This window comes from Tsuneonella suprasediminis (assembly GCF_003605755.1).
In the GTDB taxonomy this organism is placed as follows: Bacteria; Pseudomonadota; Alphaproteobacteria; order Sphingomonadales; family Sphingomonadaceae; genus Tsuneonella; species Tsuneonella suprasediminis.
On sequence record NZ_RAHJ01000018.1, the window covers coordinates 358,719 to 382,340 of the forward strand.

Sequence of the window (23,622 nt, forward strand, 5' to 3'; positions counted from 1 at the left end):
TCAATCAAATTGATTATCTGGCTGAGATAATTCCTCCGCATCATCGTGAGGCGACTGTGCTTTATGCAGGCCTGTCGTTGATGGTGTGGATTCTCAAGCGTGAGGTAAGAGCATTTGGTGGATGCCTTGGCATGTACAGGCGATGAAGGACGTGGCACGCTGCGATAAGCGTCGGGGAGTTGTGAGCAAACTTTGATCCGGCGATTTCCGAATGGGGAAACCCACCCTCACCATTTCCTTTCGGTCTCTTTCGGGAGATCGGGAAGAGGTGGATAGGGTATCACCGAAGTGAATATATAGCTTTGGTGAAGCGAACCCGGGGAACTGAAACATCTCAGTACCCGGAGGAAAAGACATCAACAGAGATTCCCGTAGTAGTGGCGAGCGAACCGGGACCAGGCCAGTGCTTCATTTTCAACTAGCAGAACACTTTGGAAAGAGTGGCCACAGCGGGTGATAGCCCCGTATGCGAAAGTGATGAGTGAAGACTCGAGTAGGGCGGGACACGTGAAATCCTGTCTGAACATGGGGGGACCACCCTCCAAGCCTAAATACTCGTACATGACCGATAGCGAACACAGTACCGTGAGGGAAAGGTGAAAAGCACCCCGATTAGGGGAGTGAAACAGTACCTGAAACCGGATGCTTACAAGCAGTTGGAGCCCCATAGGGGGTGACAGCGTACCTCTTGCATAATGGGTCAGTGACTTAGTGTATCATGCAAGCTTAAGCCGTTAGGTGTAGGCGCAGCGAAAGCGAGTCTGAATAGGGCGACAGAGTATGATGCATTAGACCCGAACCCCGGCGATCTAGGCATGACCAGGCTGAAGGTGCGGTAACACGCACTGGAGGGCCGAACCGTTGCATGTTGAAAAATGCTCGGATGAGTTGTGTTTAGGGGTGAAAGGCCAATCAAGCCGGGAAATAGCTGGTTCTCCGCGAAATCTATTGAGGTAGAGCGTCGGACGTATGCCGATGGGGGTAGAGCACTGGATGGGCTAGGGCTGCGCGAGCGGTACCAAACCTAACCAAACTCCGAATACCATCGAGTCTTATCCGGCAGACAGACGGCGGGTGCTAAGGTCCGTCGTCAAAAGGGAAACAGCCCTAACCTACAGCTAAGGTCCCCAAGTCATCACTAAGTGGGAAAGCATGTGGGAATCCCAAAACAACCAGGAGGTTGGCTTAGAAGCAGCCATCCTTTAAAGAAAGCGTAACAGCTCACTGGTCTAAATAAGGGTTCCTGCGGCGAAGATGTATCGGGGCTAAAGTGATGCACCGAAGCTTAGGGTTGCAGTTTACTGCAGCGGTAGCGGAGCGTTCCGTAAGCGAGCGAAGCCGAAGGGTAACCGACGGTGGACGTATCGGAAGTGAGAATGCTGACATGAGTAGCGACAAACAGGGTGAGATGCCCTGTCGCCGAAAGACCAAGGGTTCCTGCGCAACGCTAATCGGCGCAGGGTGAGCCGGCCCCTAAGACGAGCCCGAAGGGGGTAGTCGATGGGAACCACGTTAATATTCGTGGGCCTGGAGATGTGTGACGGATCGTGGAAGTTGTTCGTTCTTATTGGATTGAACGGGCAGCCAAGCGGTTCCAGGAAATAGCCTCTCCATATAGACCGTACCCGAAACCGACACAGGTGGTCAGGTAGAGTATACCAAGGCGCTTGAGAGAAGTATCCTGAAGGAACTCGGCAAATTGCCTCCGTACCTTCGGAAGAAGGAGGCCCCATCTTAAGGCAACTTTTGGTGGGGGGCACAGGCCAGGGGGTAGCGACTGTTTAGCAAAAACACAGGACTCTGCTAAGTCGGCTTCAAGACGACGTATAGGGTCTGACGCCTGCCCGGTGCTCGAAGGTTAAGAGGAGGAGTGCAAGCTCCGAATTGAAGCCCGAGTAAACGGCGGCCGTAACTATAACGGTCCTAAGGTAGCGAAATTCCTTGTCGGGTAAGTTCCGACCTGCACGAATGGCGTAACGACTTCCCCACTGTCTCCAGGATATGCTCAGCGAAATTGAATTCTCCGTGAAGATGCGGAGTACCCGCGGTTAGACGGAAAGACCCCGTGCACCTTTACTGCAGCTTCAGAGTGGCATTAGGAAAGAGTTGTGTAGCATAGGTGGGAGGCTTTGAAACTTGGGCGCCAGTCCGAGTGGAGCCATAGGTGAAATACCACCCTGCTGTTTTCTGATGTCTAACCTCGCACCGTTATCCGGTGTAGGGACCCTCTGTGGCGGGTAGTTTGACTGGGGCGGTCGCCTCCTAAAGAGTAACGGAGGCGCGCGATGGTAGGCTCAGGACGGTTGGAAACCGTCTGCAAGAGTGCAATGGCATAAGCCTGCCTGACTGCGAGACTGACGAGTCGAGCAGAGACGAAAGTCGGTCATAGTGATCCGGTGGTCCCTCGTGGAAGGGCCATCGCTCAACGGATAAAAGGTACGCCGGGGATAACAGGCTGATGATTCCCAAGAGCTCATATCGACGGAATCGTTTGGCACCTCGATGTCGGCTCATCACATCCTGGGGCTGGAGCAGGTCCCAAGGGTTTGGCTGTTCGCCAATTAAAGTGGTACGTGAGCTGGGTTCAGAACGTCGCGAGACAGTTTGGTCCCTATCTGCCGTGGGCGTCGATACTTGAAAGGAGTTGCCCCTAGTACGAGAGGACCGGGGTGAACGTACCTCTGGTGTACCTGTCATCCTGCCAAGGGTGCCGCAGGGTAGCTATGTACGGACGGGATAACCGCTGAAAGCATCTAAGCGGGAAGCCTCCCTTAAGATAAGGTATCTTCGAACCGTCATAGACCATGACGTTGATAGGCCGGGTGTGGAAGCGCAGTAATGCGTGTAGCTAACCGGTCCTAATAGTTCTTTTCGCGCTTGTTGAATCCCACCATCAACGACAGCCCTGCGCTGTCCGCGATAATGGAGGAGTTCTCCAGTCGGATAACGCCCAATTGCTCTCTATCGAGAGTATGGTGCATCGATTTAAACCCGCATCCGCCTGCTTCATTGCTTGGTGGCCATAGCGTCTGTGACCCACCCGATCCCATCTCGAACTCGGCCGTGAAACCAGACTGCGCCGATGGTACTAATGCTTAAGCATTGGAAGAGTAGGTCGTCGCCAGGCATTGTAGCCGGCGGGTGCGCGGTAAACCCATTCACTTGTCGGGGCTTAAGGCCCTTCTCGGAGGGCCCTTGAGGCCCTCTTTTCGTCTCCGCGCGAGACGAGTGGTGCCGCGGGGTGGAGCAGTCCGGTAGCTCGTCAGGCTCATAACCTGAAGGTCGTTGGTTCAAATCCAACCCCCGCAACCAAATAGTCAGGGTTTGGCCGAAAGGCTAAGGCCAATCGACATTCAGGATTCCCAAACGGCGTAAGTGTTGATTCATAGGGTTTCGCGATTGAGCGAAGGCTATGAATGGGCGTGAAGCGATACGAGTTGAGCGAGGCACAGTGGGCAAGTGTTGCGTCCTTGCTGCCCGGTAAGGCGAGCGATCCGGGGCGGACCGGATCGGATAACCGGTTGTTTGTGAACGGATGTTTGCGGGTTCTGCGCTCGGGGCACATTGGCGCGACCTTCCCGATCGCTATGGCAAATGGAAAACGGTCCATCGCCGCTTCAGCCGCTGGTGCCATGCCGGGGTATGGAAGCAGGTATTCGAGGCGCTGACCGCAGACCGGGACAACAAATATCTGATGCTCGACAGCACCATCGTTCGCGCGCACCAGCAGGCGGCAAGCGGAAAAGGGGAGGCAAAGGATCAGGCGCTGGGGCGTTCCCGAGGAGGACTGACAACCAAGATCCACATGCTCGCCGACACGTTGGGCCGGCTGCTGCGCTTCATCGTTACCGCACGCCAGATAGGTGATGTCACCCAAGCTCCCGCTCTGCTCAAAGGGCAGGAAGGACATGCCGTGCTGGCCGATATAGCCTATGACAGCAATGCTTTGCACGCCATTATTGCCCAGATCGGTGCCGAAGCCGTGATCCCTTCAAATCGCACCCGCAAAATCATCATCCCACCCGATGCCATCGCCTACAAACAGCGCAATCGCATCGAGCAACGCTTCAACCGCCTCAAACACTTCCGCCGAGTCGCCACACACTACGAACGCCGAACAGTCCACTTCAGCGGCTTCGTATTCCTTGCTGCCGCTATGCTCGGGCTACGTTGAATGTCGATCCGACCTAGGGCCTTTGTTTTTGGATTTGGCACTGTTTTGGCACAGTAGGATGAAAATTGGCACAGAAAATCACAGCAATTCTCGATGGCGATCAATCATCTGAGGGATGAAGTGTCGCCTAATTTCGATCGCGTTGATGCCGACCGCAGCGGGTTTGTTTCAGCGCGGGTCTAAATACCAACTGTTCTGACGGCGAATACCGTGCCCCGGCGCCCATGCAACCCTCTATAGCCGCGCCGTCCGCAGGCGCAGGGAATTGAGCACAACGGAAATCGAAGACGCGCTCATTGCAAAAGCGGCAAACATCGGGCTGATGAGTAACCCCAATAACGGGTAGAGCGCGCCTGCCGCGATCGGCACACCGGCTGAATTATAGACCAGTGCGAAAAACAGGTTTTGGCGGATATTGCTCATCGTCGCCTGCGCCAGACGGCGCGCGCGGACGATTCCATCGAGATTGCCTTTGACGAGAGTGATCGCCGCGCTTTCAATCGCCACATCGGCACCGGTGCCCATGGCGATACCGACATCGGCCTGAGCCAGCGCCGGTGCGTCGTTCACGCCGTCGCCTGCCATGGCCACTTTGGCGCCCCGTTCCTGCAACTCGCGAATGATGCGGGCTTTGCCTTCGGGCAGGACGTCGGCGCGAATATCGTCGATGCCAAGGCGGGCGGCGATGGCACGAGCTGTCCGTTCGTTGTCGCCGGTCGCCATGATAATATGGAGGCCGAGGTTGTGGAGTTCCTTGAGCGCATCGGGCGTAGTCTCCTTTACCGGATCGGCCACACAGACGATCCCCGCTAACGCTCCATCCAGAGCCACGAACATTGCGGTTTCGCCCGCATCGCGCCGCGCATTGGCGGTGTCCGCCAGATCGCCGATGGCGATCCCCATATCCGCCAGCAAAGCCTTGTTGCCCAGCGCGACAGCGCGGCCCACCACTATCCCTCGGACACCTTTGCCGGTGATCGCTTCGAAATCGCTGGCGTCGCCAACGGGAAGGCCGCGATCCGCAGCGCCGTTCACAATAGCTTCTGCCAGAGGGTGTTCCGAGCCACGTTCGAGCGCGGCGGCCAGTTGGAGAACGTCGTTTTCGCTATGCGATCCGGTGGCTATCACGGCAACCAGACGCGGCTTGCCTTCGGTAAGAGTACCGGTCTTATCGACTATCAGCGTGTCGATCTTTTCAAATCGTTCCAGCGCTTCGGCGTTTTTGATGAGTACGCCAGCCTGCGCCCCCCGACCGGTTGCAGTCATGATCGACATCGGCGTTGCGAGGCCCAGCGCGCAGGGGCATGCGATGATCAGCACTGACACCGCGGCAATCAATGCGTAGGCGAGCGAAGGTGACGGCCCCCAAATGGCCCAGCAGACAAAGGCCACAATCGCCACCGCGATAACCGCCGGAACGAACCAGCCCGCAACTTTGTCGGCATACCGCTGAATAGGCGCGCGGGATCGCTGTGCGGCGGCGACCATATCGACAATTTGCGCCAGCATCGTATCGCCGCCCACGCGTCTGGCTTCCATCACCAGACTGCCGGTTCCATTGATCGTTGCGCCGGTCAGATTGTCGCCGGCAGTTTTCTCGATCGGCACCGGCTCGCCTGTGATCATGCTTTCATCGACCGAAGAGCGGCCATCGATCACTACCCCATCGACGGGGATTTTCTCGCCGGGGCGAACGCGCAGGCGGTCTCCAGCCGCGATATCTTCCAATGGCACGTCTTCCTCGTGCCCGTCCTTGCCGATCCGGGTGGCCGATTTCGCAGCCAGATCCAGCAAAGCGCGAATAGCTTTGCCGGTGCCTTCACGCGCGCGCAGTTCCATCAACTGGCCCAGTAACACCAGCACGACGATGACCGCACTGGCTTCGAAATAGACGGCCACATGCCCATCGGCATTGCGAAATCCCGTCGGGAATATACCCGGCGCGAGGACCGCGACCACGCTGAACAGGTATGCGGCGGCCACGCCCATCGCGATAAGCGAAAACATGTTGAGGTTGCGGGTGCGAAACGAATTCCACCCCCGAACCAGAAAGGGCCACCCGCACCACAGCACGACCGGCGTACCCAGAATGAATTCGAGCCACACCGCCGCCCGTTCGCCCAGACTTTCGCGCATCACGCCCAGTCCGATCATCGGACCCATTGCCAGCACCAGCAGAGGCACTGTCAAAACCGCGCCAATCCAGAAACGCCTGGTGAAATCGACCAGTTCGGGGTTCGGAGCATCGTCTGCCATATGGGCGGATTCCAGTTCCAGCCCCATTCCGCAGATGGGGCAGGCGCCCGCATGGGTCTGCCGCACCTCGGGATGCATCGGGCAGGTGTAAACCGGCCCGGCATACCCGGCAGGAACATGGTCATATTCGCCATCGCCCGATGATCCGGCGGGGGTGTGGCTGCAACACGATGGATGGTCGTGGCCAGTGCTGGCCTTCGCCTCACCTTCCGGCACCAGATGCATTCCGCATTGCGGGCAATCGCCCGGCGTATCCTGGCGGACTTCCGGGTGCATCGGGCAGACAAAGGTTGTCATCGGTTATACTTTCCCGGCAGATCGCCGATTGAACACCTCCCTTGCCATCGCACGGGTGGCGAGAGAAACCACAATGCCCACTCTACGCAGCAGCGGCACCTTCCCCTCGGAAAATATTTGAGGGGAAGGTGCCGCTTTGGCGTATAAGCGCTGAAAGGACAGGACAGAGGCCGGATGCGAAACCAAGACGACAACCCTGTAGAACGCGCGTTAGCGACATGGGCCGCCATGCCCGATCCGGCAACGCCTGACGGGTTCATGGACGGTGTCTGGATGCAGGCCGGGCAGCTTGAAGAAAAGGCGAGCCGTCGGACCCGTCTGGCGCTGTTTGCCGCGATGGCTTTCGTTGGGCTGGGGGCCGGGGTCGGCGCGACGCAAACTCCGGCGAGAGCTGAAACCGCTAATTATCGACTGGTCGAAGGGGCCGACCTCTCGCCAGCGTCATTGTTGCACGTCGAACCATGAAGATCGGCGCGTTTCAGATCGTTCTGGCAATCCTGTTGGCCGTGGCGGCGGGGTGCATCGGCGCGTTCGCGGCGAACGAATGGCGCGACACCAACCAGCCGCAGACATTGCACGATTTCGTTCACGAACAGCTCGACCTTACCGCTTCGCAAAGCGCCCGGCTCAACCGGCTTGAAACGCGCTTTGCGGTAGAGCGCAAGGAACTCGACCTGTCGCTCGGTGCCGCCAATGCGCGACTGGCCGCGGCGATGGAGGAAGAGCACGAATATGGCCCCAAAGTCGCTGCCGCGATCGACGATGTCCACGCGCGGATGGGCGATCTGCAAAAAGCGACTGTCCAGCATGTGTTCGCTATGCGCGCATTGCTTAATCCGCAGCAGCAGGCCCGTTTTGACCGGCATGTGGCTTTGTCGCTCACTGGCGAACCCGGCGAATGACGAAAAGTGCAGGGGCGCGACAACACGCTTGATGCCGACCTGATAGAACAGGTCAGGCGGGGCAACAGAGCGGCATTCGGCAAGCTGGTCGAACCGCATCTGCCGCGCCTGCTCGGCCTGGCGCGCCGTATGCTCGGTACAGGCGAGGACGCGGAGGACGCGCTGCAAAATGCACTGGCATCGACATGGGTTGCGCGCGCAAGGCTCGATCCGGGGAAGCCGGTCGCGGCTTATCTGACCGCCGTCACCCTTAACAAATGCCGCGACCGCCTGAGACGGCGGAAAGTGGCCCGGTTGCTGGGGTTTGGTGCGCTCGATCCGCAGATTCCGGTGGCGGCAGACCAGCCCGATACGGAGTCTGCGGTTGCCGACCGGCAGGCGCTGGACACAGTATCGCGGGCAATCGACGGGCTGCCGGTGCGATTGCGAGAGGCGCTGGTGCTGGTCGCCATCGAAGGGCGCAGCCAAGGCGAAGTCGCCGGGCTGCTGGGCACGACGGAAAAGGCAATTGAGACACGCGTCTATCGCGCGCGTCAGCGTCTGCGCGAAAAGTACGATTTGTTTGAGGGGTGATCGCTGGCCGGGCGTAAGCGCGGTATGACCTTCTCATCCCACAGCGACAGGCTCGCGATCGACCGCCGAAAATTCCTGACCCGCAGTGCAGGCGTGGCAAGCCTGATCGGGCTGGGCCACAGTGTTCCCGGCTGGGCGCGCGGCAGTCACAGCGGGGCACTCGCGCGCAAGGGCAGTGATGTTCTGTCGGGAGAGCATCTGACAATGACAGTTGCCGACGCCAGTTTCGCCACCGGAAGTCGCCACGGACCCGCGGTGACTGTCAACGGCACGCTGCCCGGCCCGCTCCTGCGGCTGCGCGAAGGGCAGAATCTGGTGGTCGATCTCGAAAACAACAGTTCGATGGGCACGTCGATCCACTGGCATGGCCTGCTCGTTCCGTTCCTGATGGACGGGGTGCCGGGGGTGACGATGGCGGCGGTCGAGCCGGGCGACCGGTTCCGCTATACTTTTCCGATCCGCCAGGCCGGGACATATTGGTGGCATGCCCATACCTTGCAGGAACCGATGGGCCACTATGGACCGATCATCATCGACCCGGCCGATGGCGATCCGCACCCGGTCGACCGGGATTATGTCGTGATGCTGTCCGACTGGTCGCCGATGGACCCGCATACGCTGATGAAGAAGCTGAAAGTGGGGGAGGCCCCGTTCAACTATCAGAAGACGACGGCGACCGATGATTATCCGTTGTCGGGCGCGGATCGCCGGATGTGGGCGCGGATGCGGATGATGCCGACCGATATCGCAGACGTGTCCGCGCCGCTCTACAGCTATCTGCTTAACGGACATGGGCCAGAAGACGGGCTGGAATTTGCCTTCAATCCAGGCGAGCGGGTTCGCCTGCGTTTCATCAACGGTTCTGCGATGACGTTCTTCAACGTGCGTATTCCGGGCCTGCCGATGACAGTGATTGCCGCCGACGGGCAGAATGTTCGCCCGGTGGAGGTCGACGAATTCCAGATCGGTAACGCCGAAACATACGATGTCATTATCGAACCGGGCGGCGCGGATGCATTTGCCATCGTTGCCGAGGCGATGGACCGGTCGGGGATGGGGCTGGCCATGCTGACCCGTCATGCAGGGGCGCGGGCCACGGTGCCGCCGCTGCGCGATCCACCGCTGCTGACGATGGCGGACATGGGCATGAACCACGGCCAGATGGATCACGGTTCATCGGGCGGAACGATGGACCATAGTGCGATGGACCACAGTGCGATGGATCATGGCGGGACGCAGCATACCCCGTCCGCTGCCGGACCGGCGCCGATGAACATGGGATCGATGTCGATGCGCGACACCGCACTCTTGCCGCAAAGCGTCAAGGTGGGGCCGGGCATCGACATGGTGTCGATGAACCCGGTCGATCGCATGGGCGACCCCGGTATCGGCCTGAATGATGTGGGCCATCGCGTGCTCAATTACCGGCAGCTCGTGTCCGCGAAGATGCATTCCGATATGCGTCGCCCGACGCGATTGAAAGAGATTCACCTGACCGGGAATATGGAGCGGTACATGTGGTCGTTTGACGGGAAGAAATTCTCTGCCGTCACCGACGATCCGATCCGCTTTGCCTTCAACGAACGGGTCCGGGTCAAGCTGGTCAACGACACGATGATGGCGCACCCGATTCATCTGCACGGTCATTTCTTCGAACTGGTGAACGACGCGCCGCACGGGCACCAGCCGTTGAAGCATACTGTGATCGTGCAGCCCGGCGGCAGCGCGCAGTTCGATCTGACAGCGAACGAACCCGGCGACTGGGCGTTTCACTGCCACCTTATGTACCACATGCATAGCGGGATGTTTCAGGTCGTGACGGTCCGCCCGTTGCAGGGAGGAGAAGGGTGATGCGCGCTGCACCTTTTCTGCTGTTGGCGCTGGCGTCGATGCCGTGCACGGCAATCGCGCAGGATCATCGGCACGAAGCGCATTCTGCCGGAGATATGGCAACGTCAGCCCCATCTCAAAGCCACGCGGAGACGACCACCGCTGATGGTGGAGCAATCGATCACGATGCTATGGATCATGGCGCGATGAACCATGCGGGCATGGATCACGCCGCGATGGCGAATGATGCGCCGATCCCCCAAGGCCCCCCTCCGCCTGAAGCCTTTTCCGGCCCGACCTTCGCTGCCGACGCTTTCGTCGGCCCGGAAAAAATGGCTGCCTCGCGCGCATCGGTGGTTCGAGCGGTAAGCGGAATGCCGGTGTTCTGGTTTCAGGCCGACCGCGCCGAATATCGCGCGCGTGAAGGCAGGGATGGCTATCTATGGGATGTTCAGGCCTATTATGGCGGAGACATCGACAAGCTCTGGCTCAAAAGCGAAGGCGAAGGCAGCTTCGGAGAACCGGTGGAGTCAGCCGAAGTGCAGGGCTTGTGGAGCCACGCCATCGGCCCGTGGTGGGATTTGCAGGCAGGCGTCCGGCAAGACCTCACCGGCGCAGAGCGCACCCATGCGGTTATCGGTGTGCAGGGGCTGGCACCTTATCTGTTCGAAGTGGATGCCGCCGCGTTTCTTTCGACAAAGGGCGATCTGACCGCGCGCCTCGAAGCCGAGCTGGACCAGCGGATCACGCAGCGCCTGATTTTACAGCCCCGCGCGGAACTGAACTTCGCGGCGCAGGACATTCCGGAACTCGGGGTTGGTGCGGGGTTGGATTCGGCAGAAGCCGGGCTGCGCCTGCGCTATGAATTCACGCGCGAATTCGCCCCTTACGTCGGCATTGAGCAGGAATGGAAAGCAGGCAGGAGTGCCGACTATGCCCGTGCCGCGGGTGAAGATCCGAGCGTGACGAACTATGTCGTCGGCCTCCGTTTCTGGTTCTGATCCGCACCGGGGAAGAGGCGCTTGCCCTGCGCGCCGGGCGAGATCGCGGAGTGGGTAGTTTCGGGGGCCGTGGCTTTTGCCGGGCCGCTCTGCCATGGGCCCCTCGGAACGATGACGGAATCGCGGAAGGGGGCCTGATCGCATGGCGGATGAAGAGCGGATTTCAACGGCTCCCGATGGCGCAAATGGTGCCCAACCGGCGCAGCGGCCCGATCTGTTCGCGCGGCAGCGGGCCGATCTGGCTCATCTGAGGGGGATCGGGCGATATCGTACGCTGTCCCCCAAAAGCGGGGCGGACTTTTCCTCCAACGATTACCTTGGCCTCGCGGCATCCGATGAACTGAACCGGATCGCCAGCGGCATTGTCGCCAGCGGGGTGCCGGTGGGATCGGGCGGGTCGCGGTTGCTGCGCGGTAATTGCCCCGAACATATTGCGCTGGAACGGTTCGCTGCGGAATTCTTCGCCAGCGAATCCGCGCTGTTCCTGTCGAGCGGGTTTGCCGCCAATTCCGCGCTGTTTGCCACTTTGCCGCAGACCGGCGATATGATCGTGTGCGACGAACTGATCCATGCCAGCATCCACGATGGCCTGCGCGTCACGCGCGCCGAACATTGCGTTGTGGCGCACAACGATGCCGACGCGTTCGAGGATGTCGCGCGTGCATGGCGGCGCGATCACCCCGATGGGCGCATCTGGATCGGGGTGGAATCGGTGTACAGCATGGATGGCGATAGCGCGCCGCTGGCCGATCTGGCTGCGATCGCGGACCGATACGATGCCATTCTGGTGATCGACGAAGCCCACGCGACCGGTGTGCTTGGCCCGATGGGGCGGGGCCTGTCGGCCGATCTGGCGCGGCGCGACAACGTGATCAGTGTGCATACCTGTGGCAAGGCGTTGGGCTGTGAAGGGGCGCTGGTTTGCGCCCCGGCGGTGGTGACAGAATTCCTCGTCAATCGCGCGCGGGGCTTTATCTTCTCGACCGCGCCATCGCCCTTCATCGCGCAGCTGGTGCATGAAACGCTGCTGTTTGTCGGGCGGTCGGACTATCTGCGTGCCGAACTGGCGGCGAATGTCCGGCTGGCCGCGCAACTGCTCGAACCGCTGGGCGCATTGGGTGGGGGGCATATCGTGCCGCTGATCGTGGGCGAAGACCGGCAGACGATGGCCATCGCGGGCGCGCTGCAGGATGCTGGGCTGGATGTGCGCGGCATCAGGCCGCCGACCGTGCCCCCCGGCACCGGGCGTCTGCGTATCTCGATCACGCGCAATGTGGATCGGACAGGTATCGCGCGACTGGCTGAATTGCTGGCTGAACTGTTACCATAGAGCCCCCACACGCTCTGCCGGGTTTTGCCGGAGCGGTTCAGTTGCGGGTTGGGCTGATTTTCTTCCGCCAGACATCTCCGAAATCGCTTTGAACAGGCGTAGCTGGCGGGTTGGGTAAATCGATTATTTAATATCGCTCCGTCATATAAAAATGAATGTCTAAATACAGGTGTGTGAATGCGATCCGAGCTATTAAATATTTAAATGTTATGCCCAATTGCAATCCAACTCTTGTGCAATATGATTTATATGGCACCCTTATGTGTTCGTGATTCATCGATCACCGCGAAGTGTAAGGGGTTATGTGGGTAAAACGGCGCTAATAACGGGTGTTACCGGTCAAGATGGTGCCTATCTCGCGAAATATCTGTTGGGTAAGGGATACCAGGTCCATGGTTTAAAACGCAGATCCTCGTCGTTTAACACTGGCCGGATCGAGGAACTTTATCAGGATCCTCACGAAGGTAATCCGCAATTAATCCTTCATTATGGGGATCTTACCGACAGCGCCAATCTGGTGAGTACAATCCAGAAGGTGCAACCCGACGAGATCTACAATCTCGCCGCGCAAAGCCATGTTGCCGTCAGCTTCGAAGCACCTGAATATACGGCCAATTCCGACGCGACTGGAGTGCTGAGGCTGTTGGAGGCGATCCGCATTCTGGGGTTGGAGCGGAAAACCCGGTTCTATCAGGCATCGACATCCGAACTCTATGGAAAGGTGCAGGAAATTCCGCAGCGGGAAACCACCCCTTTCTACCCGCGCAGCCCATATGCCGTGGCCAAGCTCTATGCCTATTGGATCACCGTAAACTATCGGGAAGCTTACGGAATTCATGCGTCGAACGGCATCCTATTCAACCATGAAAGCCCGATGCGCGGCGAAACCTTCGTCACCCGCAAGATTACCCGCGCCGCCGCCGCGATCAAGCTGGGCGAACAGGACAAGCTCTATCTCGGCAACCTCGATGCGCGTCGCGATTGGGGCCATGCACGCGACTATGTCCAGGGAATGTGGGCTATTCTTCAGCAGGAAGAGCCCGACGATTATGTACTGGCAACGGGGGAAACGACTTCGGTGCGGCAATTTGTGGAATGGGCCTTCGCCGATGCCGGGATCGCGTTGCGCTGGGAAGGGCAAGGTATTGATGAAAAGGGCTTCTGCGTTGCGAGCGGACAATGCAGAGTGGAAGTGGACCCGCGATATTTCCGCCCGACTGAAGTCGACATTCTGATTGGCGATGCGACCAAGGCGCGCCGCCAGCTCGGCTGGGAGCCTGAAACATCGGTGCGGGATCTTGTGCGCGAAATGGTTGCTGCGGATATCAGTGCCTTGCAGCGTAATCCCGCTCTGAAAGCGGCGGTATGACGCGGCCGCTTTTCGACCTTTCAGGCAAGCGGGTCTATGTTGCCGGACATGCCGGGATGGTCGGTGCGGCTCTGGTCCGTCGCCTGCAGCGCGAGAGGTGCGCGATTCTTACGGCACCGCGCGAATGCGACTTGCGCGAACAGGCGCTAGTGCTTGATTGGTTTGCTGAAAATCGGCCGCATGTCGTGGTTTTGGCGGCGGCAAAAGTCGGCGGTATCCTCGCCAACCAGCGTTTCCCCGCATCGTTTCTATATGACAACCTGATGATCGAAGCGAATGTGGTGGAGGCCGCTCGACAGCATGGGGTGGGCAAGCTGCTCTTGCTCGGATCATCTTGTATTTATCCGAAATTTTCGCCTCAGCCGATTAACGAGGATGCGTTGCTGACCGGCGCGCTTGAGCCGACCAACCAGTGGTACGCCATCGCCAAGATCGCCGGGGTGAAATTGTGCCAGGCTTACCGTCAGCAATACGGGTGCGATTTCATCGCTGCCATGCCAACCAACCTCTATGGTCCGGGCGACAATTTCGACCTTAATAACAGCCATGTAATGCCCGCTCTGATCCGCAAGGCGCATGACGCGAAAGTGGCCGGCGCACAGGCGGTCACGATCTGGGGCACCGGCACTCCGCGTCGCGAATTTCTCTACGTCGACGATCTGGCGGATGCCTGTGTGTGCCTGTTGCGGAACTACACCGGCGAACGGCCCGTCAACGTGGGAGCGGGTGCGGACGTGTCGATTGCCGAAGTCGCAAGGCTTGTCTGTGCCGAGATCGGGTTTGACGGCGCGATCGAAACCGATCGGGGCAAGCCCGATGGAACACTGCAAAAACTGTTGGACAGCAGCAACTTGGTGCAGATGGGCTGGCGCCCGCAGATGCCCCTGCGCGCCGGGATCGCCGCGACATACCAATGGTTTCTCGCGAATGCGGCGAGAAGGTAGTGAAGGTGCTGATATTAAGTATGAATTATGCGCCCGAGCAGATCGGCATCGGCCCCTGTTCAACCGGTTGGGCGGAGCATCTGGCGCACGCAGGCCATCGGGTGACGGTGGTAACAGCGCAACCTTACTATCCCGATTGGCGCATCGCGGCAGGCCATCGCAACCGGTGGCGGCGCACAGTGGAAAATGGCGTGAAAGTCGTGCGATGCCCGCACTATGTCCCGCGGCAACCGACCGGGATGAGGCGCGTGTTGCATCAAGTCAGCTTTGCGCTTGCGGCAATGTGGCCCATGCTGGCGCGCGCAATCGTTCGGCGGCCCGATCTGGTTGTCGCGGTCGCGCCATCGCTCATCGCTGCTCCCGTCGCGCGGTTTGCAGCGGTATTGGCTGGGGCGAAATCGTGGCTCCACGTTCAGGATTTCGAGCTGGAGGTGGCGCTCTCCACCGGGTTGCTGGCTGAGGGGGGCCTGCTCAATGTCGCCAGCCGGTTGGAACGGACGATGCTGGCAAGCTTCGATATTACCAGCACAATTTCCCCGCAAATGTGCCGCAAGCTGGTGGCGAAGGGTGTGCCAGAGGGGCAGATTCGCGAATTGCGAAACTGGGCGGATATCGATGCGATAAGGCCGCTCGATCAGCCGTCACCATTGCGTGATGAGTGGCAGATTTCCGCGTCGCATGTTGCGCTCTATTCGGGCAATATCGCCAATAAACAGGGGATCGATCTCGTGCTCGACGCCGCCCGGATATTGCGTGGGCGGGGTGATATCCAGTTCGTGATTTGCGGCAACGGTCCCGATCGCGCGCGGCTGGAAGCGAGCGCTGCCGATTTGCCGAATGTCTGCTTCCGCGATCTGCAACCGCGCGAACGACTGGCAGACCTGTTGGGGCTGGCCAGCGTCCATCTGTTGCCGCAAATCGCCGGAGTGGCGGATCTGGTTCTGCCGTCGAAGCTGGCCAACATGTTCGCTTCGGGGCGACCGGTGGTGGCCACCGCCGATCCCGGCACCGGAATTGCCGACGAGGTGAGCGGGGCAGGCGTGGCCGTTCCGCCCGGCGATGCTGTGGCCTTTGCCGATGCCATCGCCAGCTTGTTGCGCGATCCGCAACGCCGCGCGCGTCTGGGGCAGGCTGCGCGGATCAAGGCAGAGCGCAATTGGGCGCGAACCGCCATCTTGCAACGCTGCGATCATGAAATGAGGCAGTTGGTTTTCAAATAGTTCCTGTTTTGTTCTTTCCTACAATCACTGGTCCGACCTAGGTCGCTGCCTGCCGATTCGCGCCGCCGCGAACCCGTCTGCAGGAGAATGAACTATGATCCCCTCCATCGCCAGCCCCGCACGCTATGTCACTCAAACAGCAATTGCATTCGCAAAAGCGGGCTCCGCAAGGCCTGTTGACGATGAAAATCCTCTGCCGATCGGGGAAGTGAGCTATTCCCATGCGCGCGCCGCGATCCCGGACACTGCGCTCGATCCCGGACGTGCGCTGATGATCGTTGCCACTGGTTCCGGACAAGTGCTGATCGAACTCGCCAATGGGGGCACCGTGGCCTTGCCGGTAACGGCCGGGGTGACGCTTTTGCCGTTCGCCGTCGCGGCAATCACTGCCCTCGATGGCGCGGAACGCGCTGTTTTCACATTGCTCGACTGAGGGGGAACATCATTGCTTTATTCCGCTTTTCCCACCGCCAGCGCTGCGAACGTTGGCCAGGCGAATGCGTTCGGCCATATCAAATGGCTGCTCGACGAAGGTCGCGACGTGTCGATTTATAACTGGGCGGACAGCCTTTCCAACAGCGGGCAGAACCCGCGCGAATGGATATTCCGGGTCGCCGATCTGATCGCAACCCACCATTCGAACCCGAATGTAGAGATTGCCACATGGGATGGGGAGGGTGCGTTCGCCCCTTCGGCTACCGAAGCGCGCGGCACCGGGCCGACCGTGAAGATCCGCAATTTTTCCGTGCCGGGTGCGCCGTTGCATTACGCGATGGGCCGATTGTGGGCAGGCAGCAGCGGACTGGCTTGGGATACGCCCGATGTCCTGATGCTATGTCATGGGCATAACCATGTCACCGGCACGACCACCGAAATGGTGGCTGGCGAGTTGCTGGCGGCGATCGAGTATTTCCGGCTTGCCCATCCCGGCGTGCCGATTGCCGCTCTGATCCAGAATCCGCAAAGTTCGAACGATGCGATGGCGACTGCTTTCGGCGCGTGGAAGCGTCTTGAGCAGCTGCGTGATGTTACTGTGATCGATGGCTATTCACCGTGGATCGCGGCGGGCAAGCCGCTCGACTGGTATTCAGAGAAAGGGGTGGCGCGTGGCGTTATCGCCGGCAAAACGCTGACTGTGTCCGAATGGATGGCGCAGCCGGGACAGAGCATTGCGGTGGGGGACCGTATTGGCGGTGCCGAACCCGATACATGCGTGACCGCTCTGGGCAGCGGAAGAGGTGGCGTTGGAACCTATACCCTCAATCTGTCGCAAGATCGGCCCGATATGCGGCTGAAACTCTACGATTCAGTCCATCCGAGCGATACCGGCATTGAGCATGGATTTGTCCCTGCGTTGCGCGCGGCATGGGGCGATGCATCCCCGCGGCCATGTGCGGGCCCGGTTTCATTATTGTCCCCCAATTTGGACCCGGCGCTGAACCTGTTGTCCAATGGGGACTTCGCCAGTTGGGACGATCCACTCGGCCTGCCCGATGGGTGGTTGCCTCAGGGGCCCGTGTCCGTGAAGCGGGAGGAGGCCATTCGGCGTTCGCCGCGCAATGGATACGCGGCCTCGGTTCTGGGGACCGAAGGCGGCTGTGCGATCTATCAGGATGTGAACGATTTTGCTCAGATGCGGGGCCGACCGGTCAGCCTGCTGGTGTGGGTTTACCGACCGGCAGGGGCGCCCGGATCGGTGGGGCGTATTCAGATACGAGCCGCTGCACCGCAAGATGGCACGATTATCGCGACCACCCGCAGCTATGCGCTCAATCAGGCGGATAGCTGGGTGCCCTGGTGTATCAGCGGCGTGATAGTGCCTGCCGATGCGACTGCGATAAGAGTCACTCTGTTTCACGACAGCGCGGGCAATCCCGCACCGCAGCCCGCGCTGTTTCAGTCGGCTTCGCTGGTGCCCGGATATCTGCCGCGCGGATTGGCGGGGTAGTGCTACTGTTCCTATACGGCATGGATAAATCGCAGTAAATCTTGCGAGATGTGGGCATGTTCTGCAATATAGCATTTATATATTGCAGGTATTATTTATGAATGGTAAAAAATTTACCAGAAAACATTGCTGTATTTTGCTGATTTACGACTTCTTGCGTTCCTTTAGGGGTGCGCGATTGTCGCAGTGTGTCAACGCTTTGCTTCGCCCTGCCAGCTTTTATTCGGGGTTCGGCGCATGGGGCGGCAGACGAAAGCATGCCGCTACTGCGCGCTATGCACGTTTACCGGGAGCGCAGGCAGGTCATGCATATCATGCGGTGACATGCGCCATTGGCGTGCCTGTGATCCGATGTCTTGCCTGGGCATCGGATCACGGAAGGCATAGCGCACCGTCGAATTTGATCGGGAAATGACCGGTTCCCGCCGCTTGCGCGTGGCTGTGGTTTATCACGTGTGGCCCCATTATCGGCGTGCCGTGATGCAGGCGATGGATCGATGTGCGGGTATCGAATACGCTTTCTATGGCTGGAATGCGCCCTATCAGGGGATTGAGCCGGTCGATCCGGCCTCCGTGCGCCGTTTTGTCGATGCGCCGTTTCGGACGTTTGGCCCGTTTATGTGGCAACCTGCCGCCGTTCGCGCTGCGCTTTCGCGTCGGTATGAGGCGATAATATTCCTTGCTGATCAGCACTTTATTGCGACGTGGCTGGGCGCGGTGCTGGCGCGGCTGACGGGCAAGCGGGTGCTGTTCTGGTCGCATGGCTGGTTGCGTCGTGAATCGGCGAACCGGCACCGCGTTCGCAATGCCTTCCATGCGTTGGCCCATTGCGTGATGGTCTATTCGCAGCGGTCCCGCAGTTTGGGGATCATGGGCGGGTTCGACCCGTCGCGCATTCGCGTGATCTACAACAGCCTCGATCTGGATGCGGCCGACCGTGTGGTGTCGCGGATCGAAGCTGGCACGCTGGCATCCGCCAACCCGCGGGTTTTGTTCGACGATCCGCAACGGCCGCTACTGGTCTATACTGGGCGGCTGACGCGGAAGGTGCGGCTGGATCTGTTACTCGATGCAGCGGATCGGTTGGGGCGGCAGAGGCGACCGGTCAATATTGCGTTGCTGGGCGACGGGCCGGAACGCGCCGTGCTGGAAGCCGACGCGACGCGGCGCAATCTGGCGGTTCGGTTCTACGGCGCCTGCTACGATGAAAAAATAATCGGTCCGGCGATCTATCACGCCGATATCGTCGTGGCGCCGGGCAAGATCGGCCTCTCTGCCATCCACGCTCTGATGTATGGCACTCCGGCGATCACTCACGATGATTTCGACCGCCAGATGCCGGAGGTGGAGGCAATTGAACCGGGCCGTACCGGTGCATTCTTCCATTATGGCGCGGCGCACGATCTGGCGCGGGCGATTGCCGACTGGCTCGATAACGCCCCTGCGCGAGCGGCGGTGCGTGTGGCTGCGCGGCAGGCAGTTCATGACAGATGGAACCCCGAAACGCAGGCCGCCGCAATCGAACGCTGCGTGATCGAAACGTGCGGAGGCAGCGCATGAAAGCGCCATCGATGACATCGCCGCCCTTTCAGGCGCCAGTGAACAGGGGCGCTCCGTTTAGGCCCCGACCGTGGCCGCTCAGCAGTTTGCGGATCGGGCTGCATCGTCTGCGACTGGCGTGGGTCCGGTGCACGATGGCGGGCGACCTGGTCTGCGGCGAACATGTGGCCATCGCACGCAATGCCGACATACGCGCCCCGCATCACTGCCGCATCGGCAGCTATGTATCGTTTGGCAAGAACTTCACCTGCGAAACCGATCTCGAAATCGGCGATCACGTTCTGGTTTCGAGCAACGTGGCGATTGTTGGCAACGACCATCCGTTCGATGATCCAGGCCGCACAGTGTACACTCAGCCACGTCGCGATGACAGCGCGGTCCGTGTCGGCAGCGATGTGCTGATCGGTTTCGGTACGATCATTGTCGGCCCGGTCGCTATCGGGGATGGCTGCATTGTCGGGGCCGGGGCAGTGGTGGTCAGGGATCTGCCGCCATATACGATTTGCGTCGGCAATCCGGCGCGACCGGTCCGCAGGCGGTTTGCCGATATCGGGCGGGTTGATTGAGCGCACGGTGACACGCCCTCTGTATATGATGTCGCTGCGGACGCAGTTCGACAACCTCGGCGATCTGACGATCAACGCCGTTCTCGCGGCATGTATTTCTGCCCGCGCGCCTCTGGTGTGCCTGACCGATGGTGTACCACAGGGATATCTCGCTGAATTCGATGCGCTCGCATCGCGTCTGGGGGCGTCTGACATTCGTTATGCCTCCACACTGGCAGGCCTTTACGCCGCCGTGGGTGCGCTGTGCCGCAATGGTATAGCGCTGACCTTGTCGCCCGGTGATGTCGGCACCGGGCGTGGATGGATGCGACGCGGAACCTTGGCGGCACTGTCGCGTATCGCGCCGCAGAGGAGCGCTACGTTGCAGGTCGGGGCTTCGATGGCCGATCCCGCAGCGGGCGATGCGCGCTTGTTCGCGCTCTTGCTGGAGCGAAGCCAGCCGATCACGGTGCGCGATCCGGTTTCTCAGGCCACATTTGCGCGGATGGGGGTCGAGGTGCCAGTCGTGCCCGATCTTGCGTTCGCGCTTCCCTGTGCGTCTGCCAACGGGGGGCGGGACGGCTTGATCGCTTTGCGGAAAGTGAACTCCATCCCGTTCGACAGTTTGCGGATCGCGGTTCGCGCGCTGGCGTCGCAGATGCGCGAAGCCGGGCTGGAGCCGAAGCTGTATTGCCAGGTCGCGCACGATGCCAATCTGCATCGCAGGCTGGCCGCCGAACTCGATCTGCGAATGATCAACTTGGTTGGGGGGCGGCCCGGATTTGACGATGGGATGGCGGTTTATGCCAATGCCGGAGCGATCGTGTCCAATCGGCTCCATTCGCTGTTGCTGGCGGCAACGGCGGGCGCCACCCCATATGCTTTCGTCGGCCCTGCAGAGCGCAAGATAACTGCGGTGTTCGATCAGGCGGGCCTGAACGGGCAGATCATTCGGCTGGACGAAGCCGCGCGGGCGGGCGCACGTCTGGCGCATCGCGCGGCCTTGCATCGTGACAGTGTGGCCCCCGCATTCGAACGCAACGCCCGCTTGCTGGCCGATTTTTTCGACGAAGCTGTGGGGCGATGAAGGCGCGCCTCGCCGGTGGCGTTCCGCTGCTGGCTGCATATGCTGCATCGAAGGCGATGCAACTTGCCATAACTGTGCTGCTGGCGCGTTTGTTGAGCAAGGAGGAGGCAGGATCGGCGTTCTATCTGGTAGGGTTAATCGCGTTCGCACAAGCGATTGGCCCGTTGGGGCTGGATAGCTTTTCCGCCTATGTCCTGCCCCGTTTCCGCCGTTCGGGCGCACTGTGGAAGATGCGGCAGTATGCCGCGCTGGCGGTCTTGGTGTCGCTGCCGGTCGCGGCGCTGATCGCGGCCGGGCTGGTGTTCGAACGGGCAGAGCGCACGTGGGGCCAGAGTATCGCGCTGCTGTGCATCGTAGCGGTATGTTCGGCCAGCATGATCTATCGCCGGATCGCGCGAACGACGTTTTTGAGCGGGGCGCAGCGATTGCGGGCGGTGATGCATGATACCGCCACCGTGAACGGGCTGACTATCGCGATATTGCTGATCGCACCGATATCGACGGCATTTGCATTTGGCGTGGTGTTGCTGGGGGCCAACCTGCTGGCAGCGGTATGGGCGCACCGCGATTTAGGGCGGATCGTTGCGCCCGTGCCCGATGGCCGCCCCGCGCTACCGCACTGGCGGGTGAGGCGGGTAATCATGCCGATGGCGTTGCCCTCTCTGGTATCGCAGGGGCTGGCGCAGGCGCTCAACCGGATCGATGTCCTGCTGCTCGCGCCGCTATCGACTATCGATCAGGTGGCGGATTTCAGTGTCGCCATCCGCATCACTTTCTTTCTTCAGATCGTGCCCGAACTCGTGGGCCTGATCGCCGGGCCGCGCCTGTTGCTGCTGGGGCTGGGCAATACTGACGCGCAGCATCGTTTCGTGCAGACGACATTGCTGGCCGCCGCCGGGCTCTCGCTGGCGATCGCACTGCCATTGATCCTGTTTCCCGGCCCGTTGCTGGCGGGCGTGTTTGGCCCGGAATATCGACAGGCGGGCGGTGTTCTGGCGGTGCTGGCTGCGGGCAAGCTGATTACTGCCCCGTTCAATGCCCTGATGCCGATGTTCGTAACGCTGGGCCAAAATGGCCGGATCGCCCGGATTGTTGGGGTAGGGGCGGCGATCAATCTGGTGGCTGGCTTTGTTTTGATCCCTGCCCACGGCGCGATGGGCGCGGCGGTGGGCACTGCGCTGGCGCTGGCCGCTATGGGGATCGGTTATTGGCGGCTGTACTGCTCGCTCGTCGCCGGGTGGCGCGCATGATCGATATCGTGGGATATGCAGCCGCTCTGCTTAGCTATACGGTGCTGATACTGGCACTGAGATACGCGCGATTTCCCACGATCTCTCCGGCGACGTTTCTGGTGGCGGTGTACCTGCTGCAATATGGTCCGCACACGCTGATCCGCAGCTTGCGCGATCTGAGCGCGGGTGTGAGCGATGCAGTGGAGATGCGATACGTGCTCGCTGTCACGCTCGCCAGTTACTGTATCGCGCTGGCCATGCTGGCCGTGCGCGCCGCTTATCCAAGTGCGATTGCGCCGGAGATTGCCATCAGGGGTGCAAGCGCGCCGTTGTTGTTCCGCAACCGGCAGGCGGCGATCTGGCTGATCGCGATCAGCGCGATGTTCTGCATGGCGTTCCTTGCCGTCGAGCTGGCCGGTCCGCCTCGACTGAAAGGCATTGTCGATTATCTGCGCGGAACTTCGCCCCACAGCTACACCGCGTTGCGACGCCAGCTTTTCAGTGACGCACCGATAGAGCTGCTGATGAACTATACCCGGCAAACGGTGTCGATCGTGCTGTTGCTGCTCAATGTGGTGGTCGCGACACGCTATCGCTCGCTGCGGATTGCGGCGACGATCATGGCCGTGGCGGTTTTCGTTTTCACGATGGTCCAGTTGAACAAGTTCCCGCTGATCTACACGTTGTTCGCTGTGGGGATGGTGCTGTTCGCATACTCTCGCGGCAGACTGTCACTGACATCGAAAGAGAGGGCCGCCGCCGCCCTGGTGGTGGTGGCTGCGATGGGGCTGATATTCGTGCTCTATCTGGTGCAATACCGTGCAGCCCTGGCCGATGGATTGCTGGCGCGCGGCGATCTGGTGAAGCTGGTGTTTTATCGAGCGGCCTTCGCTCAGGCCGATGCATTGCGGCTGTGGTTCAGCGAATTTCCGGCCCGCACCCCGTTTCTGGGCATTCGCAACTATGGCCTGCTGGCCGAATTGCTGGGGCAGAAGTACTTTAACGTAACCAGCTTCATTCCGCGCACTTATTTCGGCGCCGATACGACGTATCAGGTGGGTTTTATCGGATCGGGTTATGCCGGGTTCGGGTGGACGGGGATTGCAGTGTTTGCTCTGATGGCGGGTGGCATCGCGTCGTTTGCGACCGTAGCGACATCGCGCATCGCTTGGGCCGATCTGCGGCTGGTGCTGACTATCGCGCTATCGATGAACATGTATTTCTTCTGCAGCCGCGAATTCAGCACGGCGCTGCTTTCCGGCGGCATTCTGCCGTTGCTGGCGGTGGCATGGTGGCTGGCCGCCATCGGGCGAAGGGGCGCAGGCGGCCAGCGATAATTCACCGCTGCGTTATC

The 23,622-nt window shown here is 60.3% G+C and carries 18 protein-coding genes, 1 tRNA gene and 2 rRNA genes; 20 read left to right on the forward strand and 1 reads right to left on the reverse strand.

The window, feature by feature from the left end; genetic code table 11:
- The first annotated feature begins 94 nt into the window (after positions 1-94).
- From D6858_RS07725 to D6858_RS07740, 4 genes are all read left to right on the forward strand, one after another.
- A 23S ribosomal RNA gene (locus tag D6858_RS07725) occupies positions 95-2,882 on the forward strand.
- Positions 2,883-3,012: 130 nt separating this feature from the next.
- A 5S ribosomal RNA gene (gene rrf / locus D6858_RS07730) occupies positions 3,013-3,127 on the forward strand.
- Between the two features lie 108 nt (positions 3,128-3,235).
- Positions 3,236-3,312, forward strand: a tRNA-Met gene (locus D6858_RS07735).
- Between the two features lie 110 nt (positions 3,313-3,422).
- Positions 3,423-4,174 (forward strand): IS5 family transposase gene (locus D6858_RS07740; protein ID WP_420823828.1). Its coding sequence is split into 2 segments (ribosomal slippage): positions 3,423-3,564 and positions 3,564-4,174, totalling 753 coding nucleotides; the frame shifts between segments, so codons are not numbered across the junction.
- Positions 4,175-4,408: 234 nt separating this feature from the next.
- Here the strand turns inward: D6858_RS07740 and D6858_RS07745 are convergent.
- Entirely contained in the window at positions 4,409-6,727 is a 2,319-nt protein-coding gene (locus D6858_RS07745; RefSeq protein WP_205664898.1) for a copper-transporting P-type ATPase, read from the reverse strand.
- A gap of 174 nt (positions 6,728-6,901) precedes the next feature.
- Here D6858_RS07745 and D6858_RS07750 point away from each other — a divergent pair, with 174 nt between their 5' ends.
- From D6858_RS07750 to D6858_RS07825, 16 genes are all read left to right on the forward strand, one after another.
- Entirely contained in the window at positions 6,902-7,192 is a 291-nt protein-coding gene (locus D6858_RS07750) for a hypothetical protein (protein WP_225081940.1), read from the forward strand.
- Positions 7,189-7,629: a Spy/CpxP family protein refolding chaperone gene (locus D6858_RS07755; RefSeq protein ID WP_120108759.1), complete on the forward strand. Its 441-nt coding sequence runs from the start codon at positions 7,189-7,191 to the stop codon at positions 7,627-7,629. Before D6858_RS07750 ends, D6858_RS07755 begins: the two co-directional genes overlap by 4 nt.
- Before the next feature lie 6 nt (positions 7,630-7,635).
- The gene (locus D6858_RS07760) at positions 7,636-8,202 is read left to right on the forward strand and encodes an RNA polymerase sigma factor (protein ID WP_120108762.1); all 567 of its coding nucleotides are present in this window, start codon (positions 7,636-7,638) and stop codon (positions 8,200-8,202) included.
- 24 nt (positions 8,203-8,226) lie between these two features.
- Positions 8,227-10,053 carry a copper resistance system multicopper oxidase gene (locus D6858_RS07765; RefSeq protein ID WP_120108764.1) on the forward strand — a complete coding sequence of 609 codons (1,827 nt, stop codon included), beginning with the start codon at positions 8,227-8,229 and terminating at the stop codon, positions 10,051-10,053.
- Positions 10,053-11,033: a copper resistance protein B gene (locus D6858_RS07770; RefSeq protein WP_240623755.1), complete on the forward strand. Its 981-nt coding sequence runs from the start codon at positions 10,053-10,055 to the stop codon at positions 11,031-11,033. Before D6858_RS07765 ends, D6858_RS07770 begins: the two co-directional genes overlap by 1 nt.
- Before the next feature lie 142 nt (positions 11,034-11,175).
- Positions 11,176-12,363, forward strand: coding sequence for an 8-amino-7-oxononanoate synthase (locus D6858_RS07775; RefSeq protein ID WP_120108766.1), 1,188 nt, complete (start codon positions 11,176-11,178; stop codon positions 12,361-12,363).
- A 304-nt stretch (positions 12,364-12,667) separates the two neighbouring features.
- Positions 12,668-13,732, forward strand: a complete 1,065-nt coding sequence (gene gmd / locus D6858_RS07780) for a GDP-mannose 4,6-dehydratase (RefSeq protein WP_120108768.1) — start codon at positions 12,668-12,670, stop codon at positions 13,730-13,732.
- Positions 13,729-14,676 carry a GDP-L-fucose synthase family protein gene (locus tag D6858_RS07785; protein ID WP_120108771.1) on the forward strand — a complete coding sequence of 316 codons (948 nt, stop codon included), beginning with the start codon at positions 13,729-13,731 and terminating at the stop codon, positions 14,674-14,676. The genes gmd and D6858_RS07785 overlap by 4 nt, the downstream gene beginning before the upstream one ends.
- A complete protein-coding gene (locus D6858_RS07790; protein WP_225081934.1) occupies positions 14,646-15,896 on the forward strand; it encodes a WcaI family glycosyltransferase in 1,251 nt (416 codons plus the stop codon). Before D6858_RS07785 ends, D6858_RS07790 begins: the two co-directional genes overlap by 31 nt.
- Before the next feature lie 94 nt (positions 15,897-15,990).
- On the forward strand, positions 15,991-16,329 hold the full coding sequence (locus D6858_RS07795) for a hypothetical protein (protein ID WP_120108775.1): 339 nt from the start codon (positions 15,991-15,993) through the stop codon (positions 16,327-16,329).
- Positions 16,330-16,341: 12 nt separating this feature from the next.
- Positions 16,342-17,844 carry an SGNH/GDSL hydrolase family protein gene (locus D6858_RS07800; protein ID WP_120108777.1) on the forward strand — a complete coding sequence of 501 codons (1,503 nt, stop codon included), beginning with the start codon at positions 16,342-16,344 and terminating at the stop codon, positions 17,842-17,844.
- A gap of 411 nt (positions 17,845-18,255) precedes the next feature.
- A complete protein-coding gene (locus D6858_RS07805) occupies positions 18,256-19,404 on the forward strand; it encodes a glycosyltransferase (protein ID WP_120108779.1) in 1,149 nt (382 codons plus the stop codon).
- Between the two features lie 134 nt (positions 19,405-19,538).
- A complete protein-coding gene (locus D6858_RS07810) occupies positions 19,539-19,970 on the forward strand; it encodes an acyltransferase (protein ID WP_205664899.1) in 432 nt (143 codons plus the stop codon).
- Between the two features lie 7 nt (positions 19,971-19,977).
- Positions 19,978-21,036, forward strand: a complete 1,059-nt coding sequence (locus D6858_RS07815; protein ID WP_165859659.1) for a polysaccharide pyruvyl transferase family protein — start codon at positions 19,978-19,980, stop codon at positions 21,034-21,036.
- A complete protein-coding gene (locus tag D6858_RS07820; protein WP_120108784.1) occupies positions 21,033-22,286 on the forward strand; it encodes a lipopolysaccharide biosynthesis protein in 1,254 nt (417 codons plus the stop codon). Before D6858_RS07815 ends, D6858_RS07820 begins: the two co-directional genes overlap by 4 nt.
- Positions 22,244-23,605, forward strand: coding sequence for a hypothetical protein (locus D6858_RS07825; RefSeq protein WP_133305257.1), 1,362 nt, complete (start codon positions 22,244-22,246; stop codon positions 23,603-23,605). The genes D6858_RS07820 and D6858_RS07825 overlap by 43 nt, the downstream gene beginning before the upstream one ends.
- Positions 23,606-23,622: the final 17 nt, after the last annotated feature.

What these genes read in the sequence shown, in the direction of transcription:
- D6858_RS07775 (WP_120108766.1), top strand. Translation starts at nt 11,176, where the DNA reads ATGGCGGATGAAGAGCGGATTTCAACGGCTCCCGATGGCGCAAATGGT.
- D6858_RS07785 (WP_120108771.1), top strand. Translation starts at nt 13,729, where the DNA reads ATGACGCGGCCGCTTTTCGACCTTTCAGGCAAGCGGGTCTATGTTGCC.
- D6858_RS07755 (WP_120108759.1), top strand. Translation starts at nt 7,189, where the DNA reads ATGAAGATCGGCGCGTTTCAGATCGTTCTGGCAATCCTGTTGGCCGTG.
- D6858_RS07745 (WP_205664898.1), bottom strand. Translation starts at nt 6,727, where the DNA reads ATGACAACCTTTGTCTGCCCGATGCACCCGGAAGTCCGCCAGGATACG.
- D6858_RS07820 (WP_120108784.1), top strand. Translation starts at nt 21,033, where the DNA reads ATGAAGGCGCGCCTCGCCGGTGGCGTTCCGCTGCTGGCTGCATATGCT.
- D6858_RS07770 (WP_240623755.1), top strand. Translation starts at nt 10,053, where the DNA reads ATGCGCGCTGCACCTTTTCTGCTGTTGGCGCTGGCGTCGATGCCGTGC.
- D6858_RS07750 (WP_225081940.1), top strand. Translation starts at nt 6,902, where the DNA reads ATGCGAAACCAAGACGACAACCCTGTAGAACGCGCGTTAGCGACATGG.
- D6858_RS07805 (WP_120108779.1), top strand. Translation starts at nt 18,256, where the DNA reads ATGACCGGTTCCCGCCGCTTGCGCGTGGCTGTGGTTTATCACGTGTGG.
- D6858_RS07790 (WP_225081934.1), top strand. Translation starts at nt 14,646, where the DNA reads ATGGTTTCTCGCGAATGCGGCGAGAAGGTAGTGAAGGTGCTGATATTA.
- D6858_RS07810 (WP_205664899.1), top strand. Translation starts at nt 19,539, where the DNA reads ATGGCGGGCGACCTGGTCTGCGGCGAACATGTGGCCATCGCACGCAAT.
- D6858_RS07795 (WP_120108775.1), top strand. Translation starts at nt 15,991, where the DNA reads ATGATCCCCTCCATCGCCAGCCCCGCACGCTATGTCACTCAAACAGCA.
- D6858_RS07765 (WP_120108764.1), top strand. Translation starts at nt 8,227, where the DNA reads ATGACCTTCTCATCCCACAGCGACAGGCTCGCGATCGACCGCCGAAAA.